General features: G+C 35.8%; 19 protein-coding genes. 16 read left to right on the top strand and 3 right to left on the bottom strand.

Going from position 1 to position 21,420, the window contains the following annotated elements; translation table 11 throughout:
• Positions 1 to 1,034 precede the first annotated feature (1,034 nt).
• From NYE52_RS19855 to rhaD, 9 genes are read left to right on the top strand one after another with little or no spacing between them, the layout of a single operon-like run.
• Positions 1,035 to 3,053, top strand: a complete 2,019-nt coding sequence (locus NYE52_RS19855) for a PRD domain-containing protein (protein ID WP_341194652.1) — start codon at positions 1,035 to 1,037, stop codon at positions 3,051 to 3,053.
• Positions 3,054 to 3,068: 15 nt separating this feature from the next.
• A complete protein-coding gene (locus tag NYE52_RS19850; RefSeq protein WP_341194651.1) occupies positions 3,069 to 4,094 on the top strand; it encodes an alcohol dehydrogenase catalytic domain-containing protein in 1,026 nt (341 codons plus the stop codon).
• Between the two features lie 32 nt (positions 4,095 to 4,126).
• Positions 4,127 to 4,588: a PTS sugar transporter subunit IIA gene (locus NYE52_RS19845; protein WP_341195247.1), complete on the top strand. Its 462-nt coding sequence runs from the start codon at positions 4,127 to 4,129 to the stop codon at positions 4,586 to 4,588.
• A 22-nt stretch (positions 4,589 to 4,610) separates the two neighbouring features.
• The gene (locus tag NYE52_RS19840) at positions 4,611 to 4,904 is read left to right on the top strand and encodes a PTS sugar transporter subunit IIB (RefSeq protein WP_341194650.1); all 294 of its coding nucleotides are present in this window, start codon (positions 4,611 to 4,613) and stop codon (positions 4,902 to 4,904) included.
• A 41-nt stretch (positions 4,905 to 4,945) separates the two neighbouring features.
• Entirely contained in the window at positions 4,946 to 6,334 is a 1,389-nt protein-coding gene (locus NYE52_RS19835; RefSeq protein ID WP_341194649.1) for a PTS galactitol transporter subunit IIC, read from the top strand.
• On the top strand, positions 6,331 to 6,522 hold the full coding sequence (locus tag NYE52_RS19830) for a hypothetical protein (RefSeq protein ID WP_341194648.1): 192 nt from the start codon (positions 6,331 to 6,333) through the stop codon (positions 6,520 to 6,522). The genes NYE52_RS19835 and NYE52_RS19830 overlap by 4 nt, the downstream gene beginning before the upstream one ends.
• Positions 6,503 to 7,501 (top strand): dihydroxyacetone kinase subunit DhaK, encoded by a 999-nt coding sequence (locus NYE52_RS19825; RefSeq protein WP_341194647.1) that lies wholly within the window; start codon positions 6,503 to 6,505, stop codon positions 7,499 to 7,501. The genes NYE52_RS19830 and NYE52_RS19825 overlap by 20 nt, the downstream gene beginning before the upstream one ends.
• Positions 7,502 to 7,503: 2 nt before the next feature.
• Positions 7,504 to 8,154, top strand: a complete 651-nt coding sequence (dhaL, locus tag NYE52_RS19820; protein ID WP_341194646.1) for a dihydroxyacetone kinase subunit DhaL — start codon at positions 7,504 to 7,506, stop codon at positions 8,152 to 8,154.
• On the top strand, positions 8,154 to 8,966 hold the full coding sequence (gene rhaD / locus NYE52_RS19815) for a rhamnulose-1-phosphate aldolase (protein WP_341194645.1): 813 nt from the start codon (positions 8,154 to 8,156) through the stop codon (positions 8,964 to 8,966). Before dhaL ends, rhaD begins: the two co-directional genes overlap by 1 nt.
• Before the next feature lie 935 nt (positions 8,967 to 9,901).
• Here the strand turns inward: rhaD and NYE52_RS19810 are convergent.
• Positions 9,902 to 10,639, bottom strand: a complete 738-nt coding sequence (locus NYE52_RS19810) for a glucosamine-6-phosphate deaminase (RefSeq protein ID WP_341194644.1) — start codon at positions 10,637 to 10,639, stop codon at positions 9,902 to 9,904.
• 82 nt (positions 10,640 to 10,721) lie between these two features.
• A complete protein-coding gene (locus NYE52_RS19805; protein ID WP_341194643.1) occupies positions 10,722 to 12,353 on the bottom strand; it encodes a PTS transporter subunit EIIC in 1,632 nt (543 codons plus the stop codon).
• A gap of 654 nt (positions 12,354 to 13,007) precedes the next feature.
• Between NYE52_RS19805 and NYE52_RS19800 the strand changes: the two genes are divergently transcribed.
• Entirely contained in the window at positions 13,008 to 14,294 is a 1,287-nt protein-coding gene (locus NYE52_RS19800; RefSeq protein WP_341194642.1) for a M20 family metallo-hydrolase, read from the top strand.
• A gap of 124 nt (positions 14,295 to 14,418) precedes the next feature.
• Here NYE52_RS19800 and NYE52_RS19795 read toward each other — a convergent pair whose 3' ends face one another.
• Positions 14,419 to 15,219, bottom strand: coding sequence for a MurR/RpiR family transcriptional regulator (locus NYE52_RS19795; RefSeq protein ID WP_341194641.1), 801 nt, complete (start codon positions 15,217 to 15,219; stop codon positions 14,419 to 14,421).
• Positions 15,220 to 15,786: 567 nt separating this feature from the next.
• Here NYE52_RS19795 and NYE52_RS19790 point away from each other — a divergent pair.
• The 6 genes from NYE52_RS19790 to NYE52_RS19765 all read left to right on the top strand — a co-directional run bounded on the left by NYE52_RS19790 (position 15,787) and on the right by NYE52_RS19765 (position 21,341).
• Positions 15,787 to 15,933: a hypothetical protein gene (locus NYE52_RS19790; protein ID WP_341194640.1), complete on the top strand. Its 147-nt coding sequence runs from the start codon at positions 15,787 to 15,789 to the stop codon at positions 15,931 to 15,933.
• 324 nt (positions 15,934 to 16,257) lie between these two features.
• Positions 16,258 to 16,992: a sensor histidine kinase gene (locus tag NYE52_RS19785; RefSeq protein WP_341194639.1), complete on the top strand. Its 735-nt coding sequence runs from the start codon at positions 16,258 to 16,260 to the stop codon at positions 16,990 to 16,992.
• Positions 16,989 to 17,693 (top strand): response regulator transcription factor, encoded by a 705-nt coding sequence (locus NYE52_RS19780; RefSeq protein ID WP_341194638.1) that lies wholly within the window; start codon positions 16,989 to 16,991, stop codon positions 17,691 to 17,693. The genes NYE52_RS19785 and NYE52_RS19780 overlap by 4 nt, the downstream gene beginning before the upstream one ends.
• Positions 17,686 to 18,939: a hypothetical protein gene (locus NYE52_RS19775; RefSeq protein WP_341194637.1), complete on the top strand. Its 1,254-nt coding sequence runs from the start codon at positions 17,686 to 17,688 to the stop codon at positions 18,937 to 18,939. Before NYE52_RS19780 ends, NYE52_RS19775 begins: the two co-directional genes overlap by 8 nt.
• Positions 18,940 to 19,043: 104 nt before the next feature.
• Complete coding sequence (locus NYE52_RS19770) at positions 19,044 to 19,961, top strand: acetamidase/formamidase family protein (RefSeq protein WP_341194636.1); 918 nt, start codon at positions 19,044 to 19,046, stop codon at positions 19,959 to 19,961.
• A gap of 3 nt (positions 19,962 to 19,964) precedes the next feature.
• Entirely contained in the window at positions 19,965 to 21,341 is a 1,377-nt protein-coding gene (locus tag NYE52_RS19765) for an APC family permease (protein WP_169189314.1), read from the top strand.
• The last annotated feature ends 79 nt before the right edge of the window (positions 21,342 to 21,420 follow it).

Here is a 21,420-nt window from a genome sequence, read left to right as displayed (position 1 = left end):
AATCGATAGAAACAGTTGAAGGTGCCATCTCTATTTATTAGCTAACTATTATTATCCTCCTTTTCTCCTATTATCTATAAAAAACGCGTATTGAAAACCAATTATAGTGGGTATTTATGTAATTTTCTGATTTTTGTGGAGGGAGGAGTAATTTTGAAAGATTTTTCTTCGTTTTGTATGTAGATAAGGTATTATTTTTATGCAGTTTTTTTATACTCTAACTAAAGTAAGAGTGAATTATAGGAATGAATGTACGATTATCTAATTGGTATAAAGAAATGCCTATTTATTCGTTTCCACTTTGTCATTAATGATCTCCACCTGCTCCATGGATTCTAGGTCACAGTGACGCCCCGAAATTTGTCGAAGATTGATAGAGAATTAGATTGCGTGAATTTGATAAACTGAAATAGAAACTGAATAATGTGAGTGTGGTTGGTTGTTGCGCTTTATGAATCTTATGGGAAAAGCAGTTTGGTATATTTTGAAGTGGTTAGATAGAGTTCTTCCTAATATTCATATAGAAGGAGAATCTATTGCATATAAAGACACAATGTAAACGTTAAACTAGAATTAGCAGATTTCAACAAATTAGACTCAACAGTTTACCTTAATGAAGACACTTTCTATATACTTGAATTAGTCTATGGCGAGTTTGTAGGTGATTGTTATGGATATTGGTAAAAGAGAAGAACAGCAGTTTATTGTTGTCTTCTTTTTTATTGATCTTATTAAACCCCAGACTATACCTGTGTGCAAATGGAACTTGTAGAGTTGTATCAGAAAAAAACGCCAATCTTCATAATAAGGGGCGTCAAACCAATTTCAAATAATAAAGGGAGTCCTGCTCATGTCGAGTGACAATAGTTTATCAGAATGTTAGAGGAACTAATTACATCTTAGTGTTATGGACAGCATTCCCTTCTTCATCCCAATTATTTTTGTAAGCGTTTTAACGTTGGGATGAAATGTCCATTTTTTTTAATACATCTTGGATATAATGAAGTTGTAGAGAAAAGGAGGTGATGGGGATTTTGAAATCAGAAGCTGAAAGAATGATCTTGCACTTATTGTTAAATGTCCAAACAAGTTTAGAGGATATAGAGTCTGATAATGGAATAACACAGGATAAAACTAAAGAGTGTATTCGGATAATTAATAGGAAACTATCCGAATTTAAAGAAACGAAAATCAGCATAAACAGTAGTGGAGAAATAATGATTTCGCCAAGCACAAAGGAGGCTCTCTATTTATTTCTGAAAGAAAATATCTTTCAATCTGATGATTATCTGCTGCCTGAACTACGTGAACAGCTAATCACAATAAAACTTTTATTAAGTAAAGATGGATTTTCCTTATTAGAGTTAGCAAGCTTTGTACAAGTTAGTAAAAATACGATGCTTAACGATTTAAAGAATGTAAAGAAAAATGTATTGAAGGAATCATTAACATTAGAATATTCACGTTTGACTGGGTATCAAATAGTTGGAGAGGAGTCTCGTTGTCGCCAGACACTAGTAAGCAGTCTAAAAAAAATCTTAACAGTAAAAGGAAACTTGATTCTATTCAAAAAGAAGCTAGTAGATAAAAATGAAATATTTCTTATGAAAAAACGACTATTAACGATAGAAAAACGACTAGGAGTTTCATTCACAGATGAACAACTGGAGCATCTTCCTTTCTTATTACTAGTGCTCATTAAAAGAATGCAAACGGCAACAAAATCAAAGATAGAAGAGCCAAGTAATCTAGTATATTCCTCAGAATTTACGATTATCAAAGAACAATTTTGGCATATACCAACTATTACAGAACAAGATAAAGGGTATTTAGCGTTACAGATACTATCTGCTAATATGCTACACACCTCTTATGATTTTTTGCAAGATTATGAAATTGGGGATGCGATTCATGATTTTCTTAAAGAAGTAGAAAAAAGCTTAGCTATTAATCCCATAGGAATGGAGGACTTAAAAAACAAACTAATTCATCATCTGAAGCTTGCTATATTTAGAACGAAGTATTCTCTTTCTATCAAAAATAATTTAACAGAAGAATTTATTAAAGAATACCCGTCTATCTTTGCGATTGTAAAAAAATCAATACGATCATTAGAGCATATTACCAATAGTCAGTTTTCTGACGATGAAATTATTTATATTGCGATGCATTTTCAAGCATGGGTCTATCAATCGAATGAAGGTACTAATACAAGTTATAAAGCACTTGTAGTTTGCCGAAATGGAGTCTCTGTATCAAAAATGCTGCTTGCTAGTTTAAGAGATTATTTCCCTTTTGTTCACTTTATTGGCGCCTACTCAGAAAGAACCTTTAGCGAGGTAGAAGAGGACGTTGATTTTATTTTTTCAACGGTCGAATTAATTACAAAGAAAAAAGTATTCTTAACAAATCCAATTTTAAATAAGACGAATTGTATCTCTTTAGAGAGAGAGGTTCACCAATATATTGATACAAATATTCAATTGAGATCGAGTAAGTTAACGAATCATCTATCAAAATATATTCCGAAAAAAAATTTACCGATTGTAAAGCAGATCATAACCGAATTCATGAATGATTCCTATAAGCTTACGAAAAGTAAAATAGAAGAAATTATTTCACCTATATTCCCTTTCTCTAAGGAAAATATCCTTTTTAACTATGAAAATATAAATTGGGAAGAAGCAGTTGAATTATCCTTTCAACCACTACTTAATAGAAAGTCTGTTACAAATTCCTATGTGAAAAATACAATTAATTCATTCCGAAAGGACGGTTCGCATATGGTAATAGGTCCTGAAGTCTATTTACCTCATGCGCCTACTTATGATGGGGCTCTTCGAAATGATTTTTGCATGTTAATTTGCAAAGAACCGATTAAGATCAATAAGAAAGATAGGGCCAATATCATTATTGCGTTATCTCCATCAAGAAATAATTCACATGTACCGACATTGCTTCATTTGAACAAACTATTTCTTGATAACCATATTTATCAGTCTATTTTATATGCGAACGATGAAGCAGAGGTTATTAATCTTATAAAACCTTAAAGGAGATTCATAAAAATGAAACAAATTGTCTATCATGGTATTCAAGATATTAGATTAGAGGAAAAGGAAGTACCAACGCCAGGGGATGGAGAAGTGGTGGTGAAAAATCACGTGACATTAACATGTGGAACAGATGCCAAGATGTATATGCGTGGCTATCGTTATGACCCTCCACATCTTATTGGGCATGAAGCAGCAGGAGTAGTCTATGCAGTTGGCAAAGGAGTGGGAAATTTTAAAATCGGTGACAGAGTTGTTGCTCACAATACGGCCCCATGCCATAAATGCTATTATTGCAAGAAGGGACAGCATTCCATGTGTGTGGATCTTCCTTCTAATCTTGGCAGCTATGCTGAATATCAACTGATTCCTAAGAACATAGTAGAAGAAACTATGTTTAAACTACCGGATGATATGTCTTATAAACAAGCAGCATTAATGGAACCATTAGCATGTGCAGTTTACGGTACTTCACAAATTCCCATTGAATTTGGAGATACAGTAGTCGTGAATGGTTGTGGTCCAATTGGTCTTATGTTTATTCGACTTAGTTATTTGCGTGGAGCCAGAGTCATTGCGTGTGACATCCAGAAAAACCGCTTAAAAATAGCCGAAAAATTAGGTGCTCAGGAATTAATAGAAATAACACCAGAGTTAGATCAAGTAGAGGCTGTTATAAATTTGACAGAAGACAAACGTGGAGTAGATTTTGCGATAGAAGCAGCTGGTTTGCCATCTGTTTGGGAAGTGTCATTTAATATGGTTCGTCCTGGTGGTACAGTTTTATGTTTTGGTGGAACCAAAAAAGATACAACCGTTACCTTCGACTGTACGAGATTTCATTACGAACAAATAACGGTAAAAAGTGTATTTCACACTACTCCGATACATGTTAAAGCAGCATTTGAATTATTAAAAATGAAAGCGATTAACGAAGAGGATTTTGTTCAAAATGAATACACTATCGAAGAAACAGAAAAAGCCATTATTGAACATGCACAAGGCAAAGTAATTAAAAATTGTATCATCTATCCTAGTTAAAAAAGAATGAAGGAGGTAAGTTCGTGGCTTTGATGGACTTATTCAGGGAGGATTTAATCTTCTTTGATATAGAAGCAGAATCTAGAGAAGAATTATTAACTAATATGGCACGGAAATTAGAGACACATAATCTAGTCAAAAATAGTTTTAAAGAAGCAATTATTGCTAGAGAAGAGACCTTTCCTACCGGTCTTCCGACAGAAATTATTAAGGTTGCCATTCCACATACAGATACAAAGCATGTACTCAAATCATGTATTACAATCTGCAGATTAAAAAAACCGATCGATTTTTTAGAAATGGGTAACCACAGCCGTACGGTTGCTGTAGAAATTGTTTTCGTTCTTGCACTTGATGACGAAAAGAATCACCTACAGGCACTACAGCAGTTAATTGGTTTATTCTCAGAGCGTGACCGTATGGAAAATATCAGAAATGCCATCAATCAGAATGAATTGCTTCAATCGATACTACAGGGCGCTAATGTCATTTAATTAAGGAAGGGAAGATGAAAAGATGAAAACAAAAACGATTATTGTAGCTTGTGGAGGGGGAATTGCTACCTCTCAAACAGTAGCTGTTAAACTGGAAAATTTATTGAAACAACGGGGGTTCGGTCAGTCTGTAAATGTGGAAGCAATAAATATTAATTCCCTTTCTACTTACTTAAAAAGTGCAGATATATATGTTTCTATTACTCAAGTCCGTGAAGGCGGCTATGATATACCTGTTTTTAGCGGGATTCCTTTTCTTACAGGCATCGGTGCTGAATCAGAATTAGAGAAGATAATAGAAGTGCTAAAAAATTAACCTAAACTTTCATTATAAAAAGATAAATGGAGGGGAAGTCAGTGGAATACATCAAAATATTATTCCAAGGTTTAATAAATATGGGAGCACCAGTATTTTTATCGATTATTTTAATTATTATCGGCTTAATTTTTCGAATGAAATTTAGCCGTGCTTTTTCCGCAGGTCTTACTCTAGGGGTTGCGTTAGTAGGGATTAATCTAGTTGTTGACTTTATGATTAATAATGTAGGATCCGCTTCAAAGGCATTTGTAGAAAATACTGGGATTCAATTAGGTGCATTGGACATGGGATGGCCGCCTGCACTTGGCTTAGCTTGGACATGGGAATTTGCTTTTCTGATGTTTCCCATTCAAATTCTTGTTAACTTAGTAATGCTCTCTTTCCGCTGGACCGATTGTGTCAATGTAGATATGTGGAACGTTGGGAACAAAGTCTGTACGGCTTTTCTAGTATCCTATGTATCTGGTTTAGTTTGGTTGGGTCTATTGTTTGCTACAATACAAGCCATTCTTGAATTAAAGAATGCAGACTATACTAGATATCGACTTCAAAGATTAACTAATATTCCAGGTGTATCCATGCCACATCCTATGTTTCTCACTGGCATCTGGCTGTATCCTTTTGTAAAACTAATGGATAAAATTATTCCTTCTACGGTTAATTTCGATGCACAAAAAGTACGTGAGAAAATTGGTGCTTTTGGTGAAAATCATATCATGGGATTTCTAATTGGATGCCTTATTGGATTATTCGGTGGGTATGATTTCAAGGCAACTTTAACACTTGGCGTTCAATCAGGTGCTGCATTGACTCTATTTCCACTAGTGGCAAAGCTATTTACAACAGCACTAACACCTATTAGTGAATCGGCGACTGATTTTATGAAAAATAGATTTAAAAACCGAACGTTTACAATAGGATTAGATTGGCCAATCATGGCAGGACGTTCTGAACACTGGCTTATCATGATTTTAACGATTCCGATTGTATTGCTCTATTCTTTAATACTTCCTGGGAATCTAGTACTTCCTTTCGGTGGACTTATGAATATTTGTCTAGTTGTACCTTTATTCTTCCTTACAAATGGCAATCTAGTAAAAATGGCGATAGGCACCATTGTTGGTATTCCAATGCAGCTATATGTAGCCTCTTATTTTGCACCACATTTTACTAGATTAGCTCAATCAACAGGTGGAGTAAGTGCTCCTGACAACCAAATGCTAGCTTGGTTTGGGATGGATATTTCAGAACTTAGATATATTGTTGCTGAATTTTCACAATTAACTCCTGTCGGTATTGTATTATTCATTTCTACTATTATTCTGTCTGTCTTCTATTTTAAAGGAATGAAAAAGGAAGAAGAACAATTTAAGAAGGAATTAGGAATCGATGTAGAAAATTCATCTAATGGGAGGGCCATTTCATGAAAGGAAAAGTAATTATATTCTTTTTCTTTCTTCTCCTAAGCATTGTCTTCTTTCTTATCAGTTTACTAACATGGAACCTAGTACTTGGTGCATGTTCATTTGTAATCGCTATCAGTTTAACAAGATATCTTGATTTCTTTGGTATTAGAAAGGAAGGAGAATATAGCCATGAAAAAACTCATCAATGATCCAACAATGGTAGTAAGTGAAAGTCTAGAAGGGTTTATGAAAGCTAATCAATCCACTTTACAAAGAGTAGAGGGTGTTAATGGAATTATCCGCAAAAACATACCTAAGCAAGGAGTAAGAATTGTTACTGGAGGAGGAAGTGGGCATGAGCCCTCTTTCCTTGGTCTTGTTGGGGAAGGTATGGCAAGCGGAGCTGCGCTTGGAAATGTCTTTACCTCTCCAGATCCTCTAACAATTCTTACGGTTTTGCGCTCATTAAAAAATGATGATGGTATACTTTGTCTCGTTATTAATTATGCGGGTGACACGATGAATTTTGGCATTGCAGCAGAAATGGCTGCTGAGGAAGGTATTAAGGTGAGTATCACCCTTGTTACGGATGATATCGCATCTGCTCCCATTGCAAATATAGCAGAAAGACGTGGTGTTGCTGGTGTCTTGCTTGTTTTAAAAATAGTAGGTGCAGCTAGCGAAAAAGGCTATTCTTTAGAAGAAGTTACAACATTAGCGGAAAAGGCGAATAGAGCTACACGGACATTAAGTATTGCATTAGCACCATGCTCACTGCCTGGCAGTTCTCCCAATTTTTCGATTGATGAAAATGAGTATGAATTTGGAATGGGTATCCATGGAGAACCAGGTATTGAAACAAAAAATATGGCTTTAGCAGATGAAATAGTAGAAGAAATGCTTACACCACTAATAGCAGAACTACAGTTAAAGAAGGATAATGAGGTAATAGTCCTAATCAATGGAACAGGAGCAACGACGGACCTGGAGCTAAACATCGTCAATAGAAAGGTTACACAACTTTTAGAAGACAGAGAAATTATTATTCATGATTCCATTATTGGATCATATTGTACGTCTCTTGAAATGGCAGGAGTTTCTATATCTCTTCTATTACTTGATGACACATTAAAAGAGTTCTATGATGCTCCTGCCTACACACCTTCCTATTATAAGAGAGGAGAATAGAGATGGAGAACTTAAGCATAAACGAAACAATAGAAATGATGCGTTATGTGAGCTTGAGATTAACAGAATATAAAAATTTCCTAAATGAAGTAGATGGGGCTATTGGCGACGGAGACCATGGCAATGGAATAGAGAGAGGATTTAAAGCAGTCCATCAGTTACTAGATTCCTCCACTAGCTATTCTACGATTAATGAACTATTTGGTTCGATTGGAAAAATCACGCTTCAATCCATGGGTGGTGCATCGGGTGTTATTTTCTCCCAATTATTCTTAGGAGCTGGCTCCGTTAATCCATATGAGGAATTGTCTAGCGAATCATTAGCAACAATGATGCGAGCTGGTCTTCAACAAGTAAAGAAATTCGGTAAAGCAGATATTGGTGATAAGACGCTTATTGAAGCACTTGAACCTGCAGTTATTACATTAGAATCTTCAACCAATCTATCCTTAAAGGATGCCTTAAGTCTAGCAGTTAAAGCAGCAGAAGAGGGCGTGGAAAAATCCAAGGAATACCCAGCGAAATTTGGACGTGCTAAATTTGTGAAAGATCGCTCCATCGGAAAACAAGATGCTGGTGCAACAACTATTTCCCTTATTTTCAAAGAAATGTATTCCTATTTAGTAAATGATAGACAGAAGGAGGAGAAATAATGATGGAATTACCTTTTTTAAATGAAATAGTAGATGCATGTACAGGAATCTTCCAAGCTGGATGGGGAGAGAATCATGCGGGCAATATTAGCTTTCTTCTAACACAAGAAGAAGTAAATCTATATTTGAGCCAGCAACCATCCCAAGGAGAACCATACATCTTTTCTCTTGCTACCCCAGTTAAGGACCTTGATGGAAAGTATTTTCTTGTGACATCCGCAGGAGGACGGTTTAAGAATATTGAAAAACACCCAAACTCCTACTTAGGAATTATCCAAATAATTAATAATGGAGAGGAATATAAAATTATTTGGGGATTTGAAGGCAATAAAAAACCGACCAGCGAGCTGCCAACCCACTTATTATCACATGTAGAACGGCTAAAGGTGGATTCAAAGCATCGAATTATTTTACACTGTCATCCTACCTATACCATTGGAATGACGTTTATCCATGAACTAAAAGAAGACAGCTTTACTAAAACAATGTGGTCCCTAAATTCTGAATGTATACTTGTTTTTCCAGAAGGAATTGGCATGCTTCCATGGATGGTTTGCGGAAATGGAAAAATAGGCTCAGAAACAGCCAATAAAATGCAAGAATATCGAATTGTCATTTGGCCCCATCACGGCATACTAGCCTCCGGACAAAGTGTAGATCAAGCACTAGGTCTAATCGAAACCGTGGAGAAGAATGCTCAAGTATATACGATTACTGCAGATAAGCAGAAACAGTGTATGACAGAAGAACAGATAATGGAATTAGCGGAAGCATTTGGTCTTAGTCCTAGGAGCGGGATTTTGAATCATTAAATGGGGATATTGGCTATAGTGAGGTCCTATAATTTGTCGGAGATTGATAGAGAGTTAGATTGTATGAATTGATAAATTTAAATAGCGAATCGAGATGTATGGTACACAGAGATGCCTCGAATAATATTGTTTCACGGGAGAGTTTGTGTGATTGTATTAATATTTTGTTAAAGAAGAAGTACAGCAGTTATGTTGTTGTCTTCTTTTTTTAATTCATTTTGGCAGGAAAACCGATTGTTTATTTCCCTGTTTTTTCAATTTACTACTATTGTGAATCTATCTCTGTCCAATCAAAAGAAAAATGAGGCGTTATCCCTTGGTGGTTGGACAATTATGTTCAAAGGAAGTACCAATTTCAACGCTAATGGCACTGATTAATAATCGTTATGCCATTACTATAACACCCAATACCGTTTAGCAGGCCATTTCTTTGGAATACGGTTATATGACAAAAGAATAGAGGGCAATGAAGGAATGTTAGAAGACATCTGTTATATTACCTTAACCTAGTCAAGCGAGAATAGTTAGCATATTGTAAACTTCTAGGGCCAATGGTACTGTCCCTAGAAGAAAAAGACCCTTTTAACTATATGTATGACTTTTTTGCTAGAAAAGTGCAGGGGGAAAAGTTAGAAAGCATTCTTGATAGAGAAGGGATGACAGCGGATCAGAGTAACCTACAGTATATCTTAGAACAGGATTTGGGTGAAATAATAGAATGGGAAATCTCTTGGTTTATCAAGTAGATACAAACAACTGCGGGAAGAACAGAATAGATTCAAGAATGAGGTAGAAGAAAAGGATATTATTGGACCAAAAAAAGACAAAAATCTGAGAAATACATGTAGAGGAAGCGGCAGAGCCACTTCCTCCTACTCGATTAGCATTCAGATGCACTATGAAAAAGGACATCCATTTGTTAAGGGGTGATTACATTATAAGTATTTAGCCTTATCCAATAAAGAGGCAGCTTCTTCATCAATAATCACTATGGTATTTTCACAATTCCTAAGCACGGAAGCGGGACAAGCTGGTGTAATATCTCCTTCTAAAAAATCCCTTACTGCCTTTGCTTTATGTTTCCCTGATACAAGCAACACTACTTTTTTTGCTTCTAATATTTCTGTAAATCCTAAGGTTAGCATTTGTGTTGGTGTATCATTTCTTTCTATATTATATTCTTTCATTGTACTTTGGATGGTAGCTTCAGTATGTTCTGCCAGGAACATTGTTGAATCAAAGGGAGTACCAGGTTCATTAGCACCTATATGGCCATTTGTGCCTAATCCTAATATTTGGATGTCCCGAGCATATAACTGGAGAATTTCTTTATATCTATTAATTTCATTTTCTATATCTTCCGTTGCCCCATCTATTAAAAATATATTGTGAGGCTGTACGTTGATCAGATCATATAAGTTTTGATACATAAAGGTTCTAACCGTATAGGCCGCATCTCTTGGGCCTATGTATTCGTCCAAATTCATGATGGTTGTATGACTAATGTCTAATCCATTATGGATATCTTCTACCAATAATTTAAATATCCCTCTTGGTGTCCCGCCTGTAGTCATGGATATGACTGGCTCCTCCTTTGTCTCTATTATCTCTTTTATTAGTTCATATCCCTTTTCTGACATTTCGGCATAATCTTTTACAAATAATACTTTCATATGTTTTTTCCCATTAAAGACATTTACTGCCTTTATGGAACTAAGCCTCCTTTAGGTTATACTATAATATTTATTTATGTTTTTATATGTTCAAATTATCTTCGTTCGAAGTATGGAATGAATCAGTAGAATTTTTCATTTCCTTTTTTAAGGAGCGAGCTGCATGCTCTACTTTTGGACCATATACCACTTGGAAATTATGCTTATCTAGTTTTACAGATCCTAGTGATCCTGTTTCCTTTAGTAAGGAATCATTTACAATAGATGTATCATTTAATACGAGTCTTAATCTCGAGATGCAGTTATCCACTTCTAGGATATTTTCTTTTCCCCCTAAAGCATGAAGGATATTGGCACCTAAAGAATCAGAATGGAAAGAGACATCTTTTGGCTCTTCACTTGAATCGGAATCGATGGTTCTGCCAGGTGTTTTGACATTCATTTTCTCGATGACATATTTAAAAACAAAATAGTAGATTACAGCGTAAGCAAGACCAACAAGTACTACTAAATACCATCTTGTATACCCACCTTGTAGTATTCCGAAAATGGTTAAATCAATCATTCCTCCTCCGGCATTTCCGACGGCAACATCCAACAGTGTCATTAACATGAAGGATAATCCTGCCATAAATGCATGGAATAGCCATAGGACTGGAGAGATAAAGATAAATGCAAATTCGATTGGCTCTGTTATACCAGTAGTGAATGATGTAGCTGCAGCGGCGATTAGCATCCCTTTAATTTTTGGGCGATTTTCAAAATAAGCGGTTTTGTACATGGCATAACATGCAGCAGGCAATCCAAATAGCATGAATGGATGGTAACCTTGTGTTAAGAAACGAGTAGATTCTCGTAATATGTCAATATCAGGATTTGGCGATGATAGTACTGCGTTAAAGATCGATAAGGCCCCAGATACTGTTTCCCCGTCAACGACTGCGGTTCCGCCAATCGGTGTAAAACGAATTAACTGATTTAGAACATGATGCAACCCTGTAGGAATAAGTATTCTTTCGGAAAAACCATACATAAAAGTTCCGATAATCCCAGATTTGCTGATTAAACCACCTAAGCCATTAATAAAAGTGTTAAAATATGGCCAAATAAAGTAAGAAATAATAGATATAAATGGAATTGTGACAATAATGACGATTGGCACAAAACGATTGCCACTAAAGAAGCTGAGTGCTGTAGGCAGCTGTTTCGTATGGTATCTATTATGAATAAAAGCAGTCCATAAACCTACTAAGATACCAGCAAAAATGCCCATTCGATACGTGAAAATGCCTAGCATTTGCTCGTAAGCAGAGGATATTTCAAATGCCTGGACTTGAGTATTGCCAAGATTCATCAAGTATTCAACAGAAGTAGTTTCACTAGTGATATTGTTTAATGACAATAAATAACTAATTACTACATGAAATATGACGAACCCTATTACTACTGAAAAACCGGCTATTTCCCTATCTTCTTTCGCCATGCCAGTCGCGACAGAAATGGCAAATAAAATAGGAAGCAAACCAAACATCATGGAAACAATGGCTCTAACGCCACCGATGAAATTTTGAATCACAGTAGCATTTGATATCGTCTCGCCAACTAGATCTGGATTTTGCAAGATAGATACAATTCCTAAGAGCAAACCTGAAGCTACAATGATGGATAATGGCCCCATTAGGGTTTTTCCAAGCTTTTGAATACTAGTTCTCAAATCTCCCACCTCTGTTCATTTAGATATTTGGCTTTGACGATTGTATCTAATGTTTTATGAAAGAAATCCCTCTTATAAAACTGAATATTTAGATAATAAAAAACGAAATTAATAGTCATAGATAAATATTATCTACCTTAAAGTTAGTACTGATTATTATCACTAATTAAAATATGCGATTGAACTTTTTTCATACTAGGAGGTTCAAAGTAAGGAAAATAAGATCCTTGCTCTAATAATTTTCTTACGTTACAGCTTTTTTGTTTGCTTGCCACACCCCCTACTATTTTTTGTAAGTTTACTTGCTAATGTCAAACATTTTCATTCCTGTGGATAGCTATCTAAAAAGAATGGTATCACTTAGTTATATAGCAGACAATATTATCTGAATATTTATATAAATCAATCCGAATTTGAACAAAAAATCATAACGTGAATAATAATTCATATGAGATTAAAGCCAAATAGCTATTTTTCCCATATTGCTCTGAAATATGCAGAAGATTTTTCTTCAGCTTTTTTTGTGAAATGAACATTTATTCTAAATCAGATTGAAAAATCTTAGTCTGCGGTATCTATTGTTCCTCCTGTTTTTCCGGTGATACTATTATTTCAGATAGCTATCTAATAAGAATGCTTGAAAGGGACGATAGAATGAAAGTTAATCTAAACAGAATAACAAAGGATATTGAAACATTAGCAAGCTTTACTGCAACACCTGGCAATGGAGTTACCAGGTCATCCTATTCTAAGGAAGATAAGATAGCCAAGGACTATTTAATAAGCGAGATGGAAAAAATCGGTTTAGAAGTATGGGAGGATGGGTTCTCCACCTTATTTGGACGTAAAGAAGGCAAAGATCCAGATGCTCCTGTTATTATGATTGGTTCCCACTATGATTCTGTCAAAAATGGCGGAGCCTTTGATGGTGTCGCAGGAGTGGTGGCTGCTTTAGAGATTCTTAGGGTATTTCATGAAAATAAGGTGGAACATTATTATCCTATTGAAATAATAGCGATGAATGCAGAAGAAGGACAAACTTTCGGTCCAGGTACAGGTGTTTCCAATTCTCGGGCATTGGTTGGAAGATTTAAAGAGGAAGAGCTAGATATTGCCAAAAATGATGAAGGTTTAACAAAAAGAAAAGCAATGGAAGAATATGGACTTATTCCCGATTTTGAAGATGCTAAAAGAACAAAAGATTCTATTAAGGCTTTTATTGAACTTCATATTGAACAAGGACCTCTGCTTGATAAAACTAATATAGATATAGGGTTAGTAGAATATCTTCCTGGAATAGGAAGATATAAAGTAAAGTTTAAAGGCGAATTAGAAGACTCGACTGCACCAATGACAAGCAGAAAAGATGCATTAGTTGCAGCCTCTCAATTTGTTATAAATGTTAATAAAATAATAAAAGATTTAGGCAGTGGGATTACTGGCACAGTTGGAGAATTGAACATCGTGCCTAACTCCCACCAGTTTGTTCCTGAATACGTGGAAGCCTCAGTTGAGATTAGAATTTTTGATGAGGATATTATTAACAAAGTAAATTTATATGAGAAGTTTATGAAAGAAATAAAAATTATTCAAGCAGAGACGAATGTGGATATAGAATTGAAAGAAATGACTCGCATAGGTTATCCTAATCCAACACCTCCCTCCATAATGGCTAAGGACAATTTAAAAATGATGGAGACTGCTTGCAAAGAGTTAGGGCATAGTTTTACGATAATTAATAATGGCACAGGGCATGATGCTATGATTATGGCTGAATACGTTCCTACTAATTTAATATATGTACCTAGCAAAGAGGGGATTTCTCATCATCCAGATGAATGGACAGATTATGAGGATATTAAAAAGGGAATTGAAGTTATGTTGTTTATTGTATCTGAAATAAGCAAATCGCAAACGAAATGGGAAACATACCAAGAGTAAGACTATATAGTTAAGGGAAAAAGGCAAGTGGAGAAAAATGATGAAAGCTTTCTTCTCTTGCCTTTTTAGGAATGTTGATAGAATGAGTGGCCCCATTAACAAATAAACAACTATAGGCAGTTCTTCAATTACTGATATTTTTCAAGCGACTATTATCTTGGATGCCAATATAGTTATTAAATCCTTCGTACAATAAACTTAAAACTAGATTTAAGGTGCAAAAAGAAGAATTATTCAAATTATTCACTTTATTCAGATTGGAAACTTGATAATATAGATTATACTTTGCTAAGTAAGATAATTCATTTCTTGAAAAAGAAGTAATGGATACAATTGGCACATTCTTAACAGAGATATTCTTAATAATCGAATCAATAGAATCTATGTTACCAGATAGTGAGGCAACTAATAATAAATCATTAGAAGTTATGACATTAGAAAGTAATTCTAGTTCTGTTTTGCTTGGAATGATGTTCAAATAGATATTGTTATTTAATAGACACCGATAAAATTCTTTAAGCATTAAATCCTGACCATAGCCAGTTCCATAAGCAAAAATATTATTTGAATCCAAAAATAGCTTATAGATATTGTCCAAACTCTTATCCTCATCAAATAACTTAATCGTTTGTGTTACATCTTGCAGCAAAGTGGAGCTATGAAAATATTGATTATTTGGTACCTTTGTCTCTCTTATCCGATCCGCTTCCTCCTTCAGAAAATAACGAAATTCACTATATCCATAAAAGTTAAGCTTCTTCGTTGTCCGAATGACAGTAGAAGGTGAGACGTTACATAGTTTGGCAATGTCTGAAACAGTTTTGTCTGTACATAACTCTAGATTTTGACTAACATAACTTAAAACATGCAAGTCATTTTCGTTTAATAGCTTATAGTATTTGTTTATTAAAGTTTGTAAAGTCACTAATCAGCACCTCCTAGAGAGAATTTTTTTGGGGACGATTCTTGCAAAATCATTGTATTCTTATCATACTACAGTTTCTGTATACTGGCATTGTAGAAAAACAAATATTATTGGTTAATTCTTCTTAGGTAGACGTTGTTAAATTGACGATTTAAAAATTCTAAGTAGTACTTAGGTAGCTATCTTTAATACTTACTTAAAATGAAAATGTCTGTTTTTTGTCGAAATAGTAGTAAGTTTGTCCTGAAGGGAGATACGCTGGAGAACTTTTTAATGGCTTCAGAACTAGATTCTTTTATAAGGGAACTCTATAAATACCCCAGTTACTATGATGAAAAAGAGCCGACTATCACATCTAAAGATTTATCTGGTTAAAGTAATAACAGAAAACAGTTATTGAACATCGGAATTTTACGCTTGGTGAGCCGACGTATTATTACGAATTCTATAAAACAAAGTTCGGTCTTGTTGGCAAGCGGCTGATGGCCAATCAATAAGAATTATGGTTAACTTTTATGACAGGGGAGACATAGAGGACGAAAGAGCCATAGGATGGAATAGCGCGCAATGGATAACCAAAACGAGGTTCATTTCACTACTTTTGATGGAGTGAAGGATGTCTATTTGAATTCCCTTCAACCAATAATCCCGAGGTCGATGTTAAACAACAAGGAAAAGAAGAAACAAAAGAAAACACCTCGTTCCCTTCCATAAGTACGGAAGAGATGGAATCTATTATAAAAATGGCAGAGAATAAAGAGGCTGGCCAAGCTATTGAGATTAATGGTAATCGCTTAGAAGTTCGTTATGACAAGTTAACGAATGAAAGAATGAAATGATAATGATCTAGGAGTTATACCTAGACAGCGGTGTTCCAGAATTGTTAGGAATGAAGAAAGTAATTATTATATGCTAGAGGAATGTAGCATAAGTGGGAGTATCGGTTGTATCCTTTGGGGAAGCAGTAGAACCGACATATTAAAAAATTGTTCATTTCAACAAAAAACGTTATGCTTAACGGAAAAAGGATTGTTTGCTGTGGTTATTTTTTTTGGTATTTTGATAGTAGGTCTATTAATTCCGATTATTGCTTTGGTCTTGCTGAGTATTATGAAACTACTTAATCAGGAGTTTGATTATTTACATATGGAGAATAAACAAATTCAATTAGAAAAGCAGCTGCAGCAAATGGAGTATGAACAGCTCAGTCAAAAGATTCGTCCGCATTTTTTGTTTAATAGTTTAAATGCGATGATGTCCCTTGCTCGTTTGAAGCGAAATGATGATCTCATAACAGCTATGGAGCAATTTTCTTTATTTTTAAAGTATCAGCATGCAGATCAGACAGCGCTTGTCTTATTTGAAAGGGAATTATTCCATACAAACAATTACTTATCGATTCAGCAGCTACGTTTTGGAAAAAAGCTTACGATCGCGTATGAGCTAGATGAACGAGCCTATCAAACACAGCTGCCGTCTTATACGTTACAAACGCTTGTTGAGAATGCCTTTAAGCATGGCTTGGAGAAAAAACGTGGCGAAAAACATTTGATGATTGCTTTAAAGCGACATGGCGATTGGGTGAGATTAACAGTTTCTGATAATGGGGATAGAGCGATTGAGCAAAAAAGTGGGCATGGAACAGGGTTGGAAAATATTAAAAAACGGTTGGAATTGTTATTTGAAATGTACACAGATGTTTCATTAAAACGTAAAGATAACGCAACAGAGGCAACAGTCATTTGGCCATATACGCCGGAGGGTGAAAGATGAATATATTAATAGTAGATGATGAACCATTGGAACTGGAACAACTCTCCTTTCTAGTAGCAAAGAAATTTCCAGATTGGAATATCTATACGGCAGAAGATGCGAGTGAAGCAAAGCTCCTGCTAAGAGAGACAAACTTCTCCCTTGCATTAGTGGATATTCAATTACCAGGGGAATCAGGTTTGAAGTTTTGTGAATTTTTGCAATCTAATAATAATCAAATAGAAGTAGTTCTTATTACCGCACATCAGGACTTTCAATATGCTAAACAAGCAATTAAGCTACATGTGATGGATTACTTAGTGAAACCAGTAATTGAGAAGGAATTCTATGATATGCTTGATGACTTTATGGATAAACATGCATGGATTGACACCAAGTCGACGCTCGTTAATAGCGTGCTTCAGATTATCCGCGAACATTATCAAGAAAAACTACAGCTTGCAGATGTAGCGAGTCAAGTGTATGTTTCTCCAACATACCTTAGTAAAAAATTCGCGGAAGAAACTGGGGAAAAGTTTACAGAGTATATAACAAGATTTCGCATAAAAAAAGCAAAACAATTGATGCAGGAAAACCCACAATGGTCCTTATTTGAAGTAGCCCAAAGAGTTGGATTTTCCAGCCAGCATCACTTTAGTAATTCCTTTAAGAAAGTGGAAGGAATCACCCCTAGTCAATTAAAGGAGAAGCTCCATGATTGATTGGTATATTCTCTTATTTATCGGTTTTTTTGTCCTTATCCTTTTTATTGAAAAAATTGGTGCACATCGCAGTATCCATGAATACATGGTAACAAGTCGTGAACTTGGGTTAAGTGCAGGGACGTATGGAATCTCGCTACAATTTATCTCAGGCGTGACCGTTGCTGTCCCTGTATTGTCCATGCAAGCTTTTCAGTTAACGACATTTCCCATCCTGATCATCTGTACATATGGTTTGTACCTATTATTGAACAACATCATGACCAAAGAAAAAGTGAAGCAGGTTACAGACGCGAAAGGGAATTCCCATCTGTGGTTCTTTGCTTTTTCCAGCATGGCAAGTCTATTTGTGCAATTTACGATTCTTGCTTATTTTTTATTGGATGTATTATCTGTTGGAGGAATTGCCATTTTTATCAGCTTTTGCTTCGTATTTTTTGGCTTAGGTGGAAGCTATGGTGTTAGGAAGATAGGCTCAACCATCTTTTATGCTATTTTTCTTGTAGTAGTTATTGTTACATTATTTTTATATTTAGGGGAAGGTGTTCAGACTATATACACTAAATATCAGGGAGAGATGTTTAGTGGCAACATTGCTGATGTGATTTTCTCGAGTATGACGTTTGTTCTGGTTGTATTTGGACAAGCCTGCACGAACCTATCTTTTTGGCAAACAGCAAGTGCCGTGAAGTCCAATCACCGAGTCACCGTATTACGTCTTTCTACTTTTATTTGGTTCGCATTTATGCTTTCGATTTTTTCCTTTAGCTTCTTTCTTTTTGTCCAAAATCAAGCAGTGGAGCAAATGAATCAAGTCATCATCCATATCATCATCTTTATCGTATTAGGAGCATTAGCAATTGGAATCGGGACATCCCTATTTTCACTAATTAGTGTCTTTTTAAAGATAAAGAGTAGGGACAGGACTAATCATTATGCGTACAGATTACTAAGGCATGGATACTTAATAGGGGTTATTGCTTGTAGTGTGTTAGGTCTATTAGCGATCTTCTTGTCGGAGAGTATGTCTGCATGGCTTCCTTTTTTCCTAGGTTTTTTTGGAGCGGCAGGTTGTCCTTTTATGATCGGACGAACATTTCGGGCAAAGAATTTTACCCTGATTATGGTAGTTATGACATTAGTGAGTATTGGATTGACTATATGGATGGAAGAAATTTGGTTAGTTGCTCCAATCGCAGCATTGATTTGCTGTTTTGTATTATTTATTTTGGAAAAATATAAATAATCTGAAAATAAGCCAGTTTTGTGCAAAAAGACTTCAAAATTTTGCAAACATTCTCCGGGTAAACAAGCTAGAATAGGTAGTAACATTTCTAGGAGGGGATAAGCATGGCGAACCATTTATCAAAAGAATCGTATATTTATGCAATGGATAAAGCAAACAAGCCGGCAATGACACTGCAGTCAGGATCACAAGTGGTCATTGATACATATGATTGTTTCCAAAATCAGATTACTTCCAATGACACAACATTTCAGGCAATTGACTGGGATCAAATTAATCCGGCAACTGGACCAATCTTCGTGGAAGGAGCGCAGCCAGGAGATATTCTGAAAGTGAAGATTGATAACATTGAGCTTGGAGAAAGAGGGGTTATGGTAGTTGGTCCTGGCCTTGGCGTGATGGGGGATGAAATCAAAAACTTCACGGCGAAGATCATTCCAATTCAAGATAACAAAGCGATTTTTAATGACAAACTAGCATTGCCATTAAATCCAATGATTGGTGTAATTGGTGTTGCTCCGGAAAAGGAAGCAGTCAATAACGGAACACCAGGAGCGCACGGTGGAAACATGGACACAAAACTAATCACAACTGGCGCGATACTTTACTTTCCAGTTTTCCAAGAGGGAGCCTTATTTGCATTAGGCGATTTACACGCTGCAATGGGAGATGGGGAAATTGGTGTATCTGGTATTGAAATTCCTGCAAAGGTGACGGTAATGCTTGAGGTGATTAAAGGACATAGCTTGAACTTCCCTGTTCTTGAAAATGAAGAGGGCGTAGCTTCTTTAGTTTCCATGAAATCATTGGATGACGCCGCAAATCTGGCTGTAAAAGAAATGATTCATCTATTAAGACCACATACTGACCTATCGCTCGAAGAATTCACTATGTTAATGAGTGCAGCTGGAGATTCGCAAATTAGTCAGATTGTCGATCCATTGAAAACAGCACGCTTCTTCGTTCCAAGAGCTATTTTGGAAGCATACAACATCGAACTTTTCCAAGAAGGAGCGAATTAAACGATGGCAGTTCCAGAGAAATCAACTTCAAACAATGCCCAAGTGTCTTCGACTGGCTATAAGCAAGAGCTTAAACGCTCCTTAACTTTTTGGGATCTACTGATATACGGTTTAGTTTTCATGGTACCAATTGCACCATTTGGTATTTATGGATCGGTTGCTCAAGGCTCCAATGGGATGGTTGCCTTAGCGTACTTAATAGGGATGGTTGGGATGATTTTTACAGCATTAAGCTATGCAAGAATGTCTGAGGCATTTCCAATCGCAGGCTCTGTTTATTCTTATGCACAACGTGGGATCAATGAGTCTGTTGGTTTTATTGCAGGCTGGTTAATCTTACTCGATTATATTTTTGTACCAGCGCTTTTATATTTAGTTAGTGCAGCGGCATTACATGATATAGTTCCAGAAATTCCGCTTTTAGTATGGCTTGTTATTTTCATCGGAATTAACACGGTAGTTAACGTAGTAGGTATTGAATTTACAGCAAAAGCGAACAAAATTATTGTTGTATTGGAGCTTATTGTTTTAGCTGTATTTGTGGTAACAGGTATTGTTGCCATTGTACAAGGGGTGAATGGAGCTGAATTCACATTTAAACCATTGTATGATGCGGATAACTTCAGCATGAGCGTGGTCATGGGAGCTGTGTCGATTGCGGTATTAAGCTTCTTAGGCTTTGACGCGATTTCCACGTTAGCGGAGGAGTCCAAAGGTGGAAGCAAAGCAGTTGGTCGAGCAATTATCTTCTCCTTACTTGTAGTTGGCTTATTATTTATTATTCAAACATGGGTAGCAGCACTAATCTGGCCAGATTATACGACATTTGAAAATGCAGATGTTGCCTTCTATCAAATTGCGGAAATAGCTGGTGGTACTTGGTTGAAATGGACAACCATCTTGGCTACAGCTCTAGCTTGGGGAATTGCTGACGCACTTGTTGCACAAGCAGCCATTTCACGAATTCTTTACAGTATGGCTCGTGACCGTAAGCTACCAAAGTTTCTATCAAAAATTCACCCGAAATTCAAAACACCATATGCAAGTACATTAGTAGTAGCAGTAATCTCTTTAATCGTAACAGCATTCTTTTCATCCAAAATTAACTCCTTAGCTTCCGTTGTTAACTTTGGCGCGTTATCAGCATTCTTATTCTTACATGCATCGGTTGTCATTTACTTTATTAAAAAACAAAAAAGTAAAGATTATGTTAGACATCTCGTGTTACCACTAATCGGATTTGCCGTTATTGGCTACGTATGGATTAACCTAGACCCATTGTCTAAGAAATTAGGATTTATTTGGTTGGCAATCGGGATTGTTTATTTGATTTTGTTGAAAGTTTTTAAGAAGGATACTTCTTTGGATTTGGAGGAGTAGAGGTAATGGTGCCAGGCACCATAAAAAGACATAATGCCAAATCTGTCTTTCTCAGAAGGACAAGGGAAAAGGAATCATC

Origin of the sequence: Niallia sp. FSL W8-0635, from assembly GCF_038007965.1 — a bacterium.
GTDB lineage: Bacteria > Bacillota > Bacilli > Bacillales > Cytobacillaceae > Niallia.
This window is presented reverse-complemented; position numbering and strand designations above follow the sequence as displayed.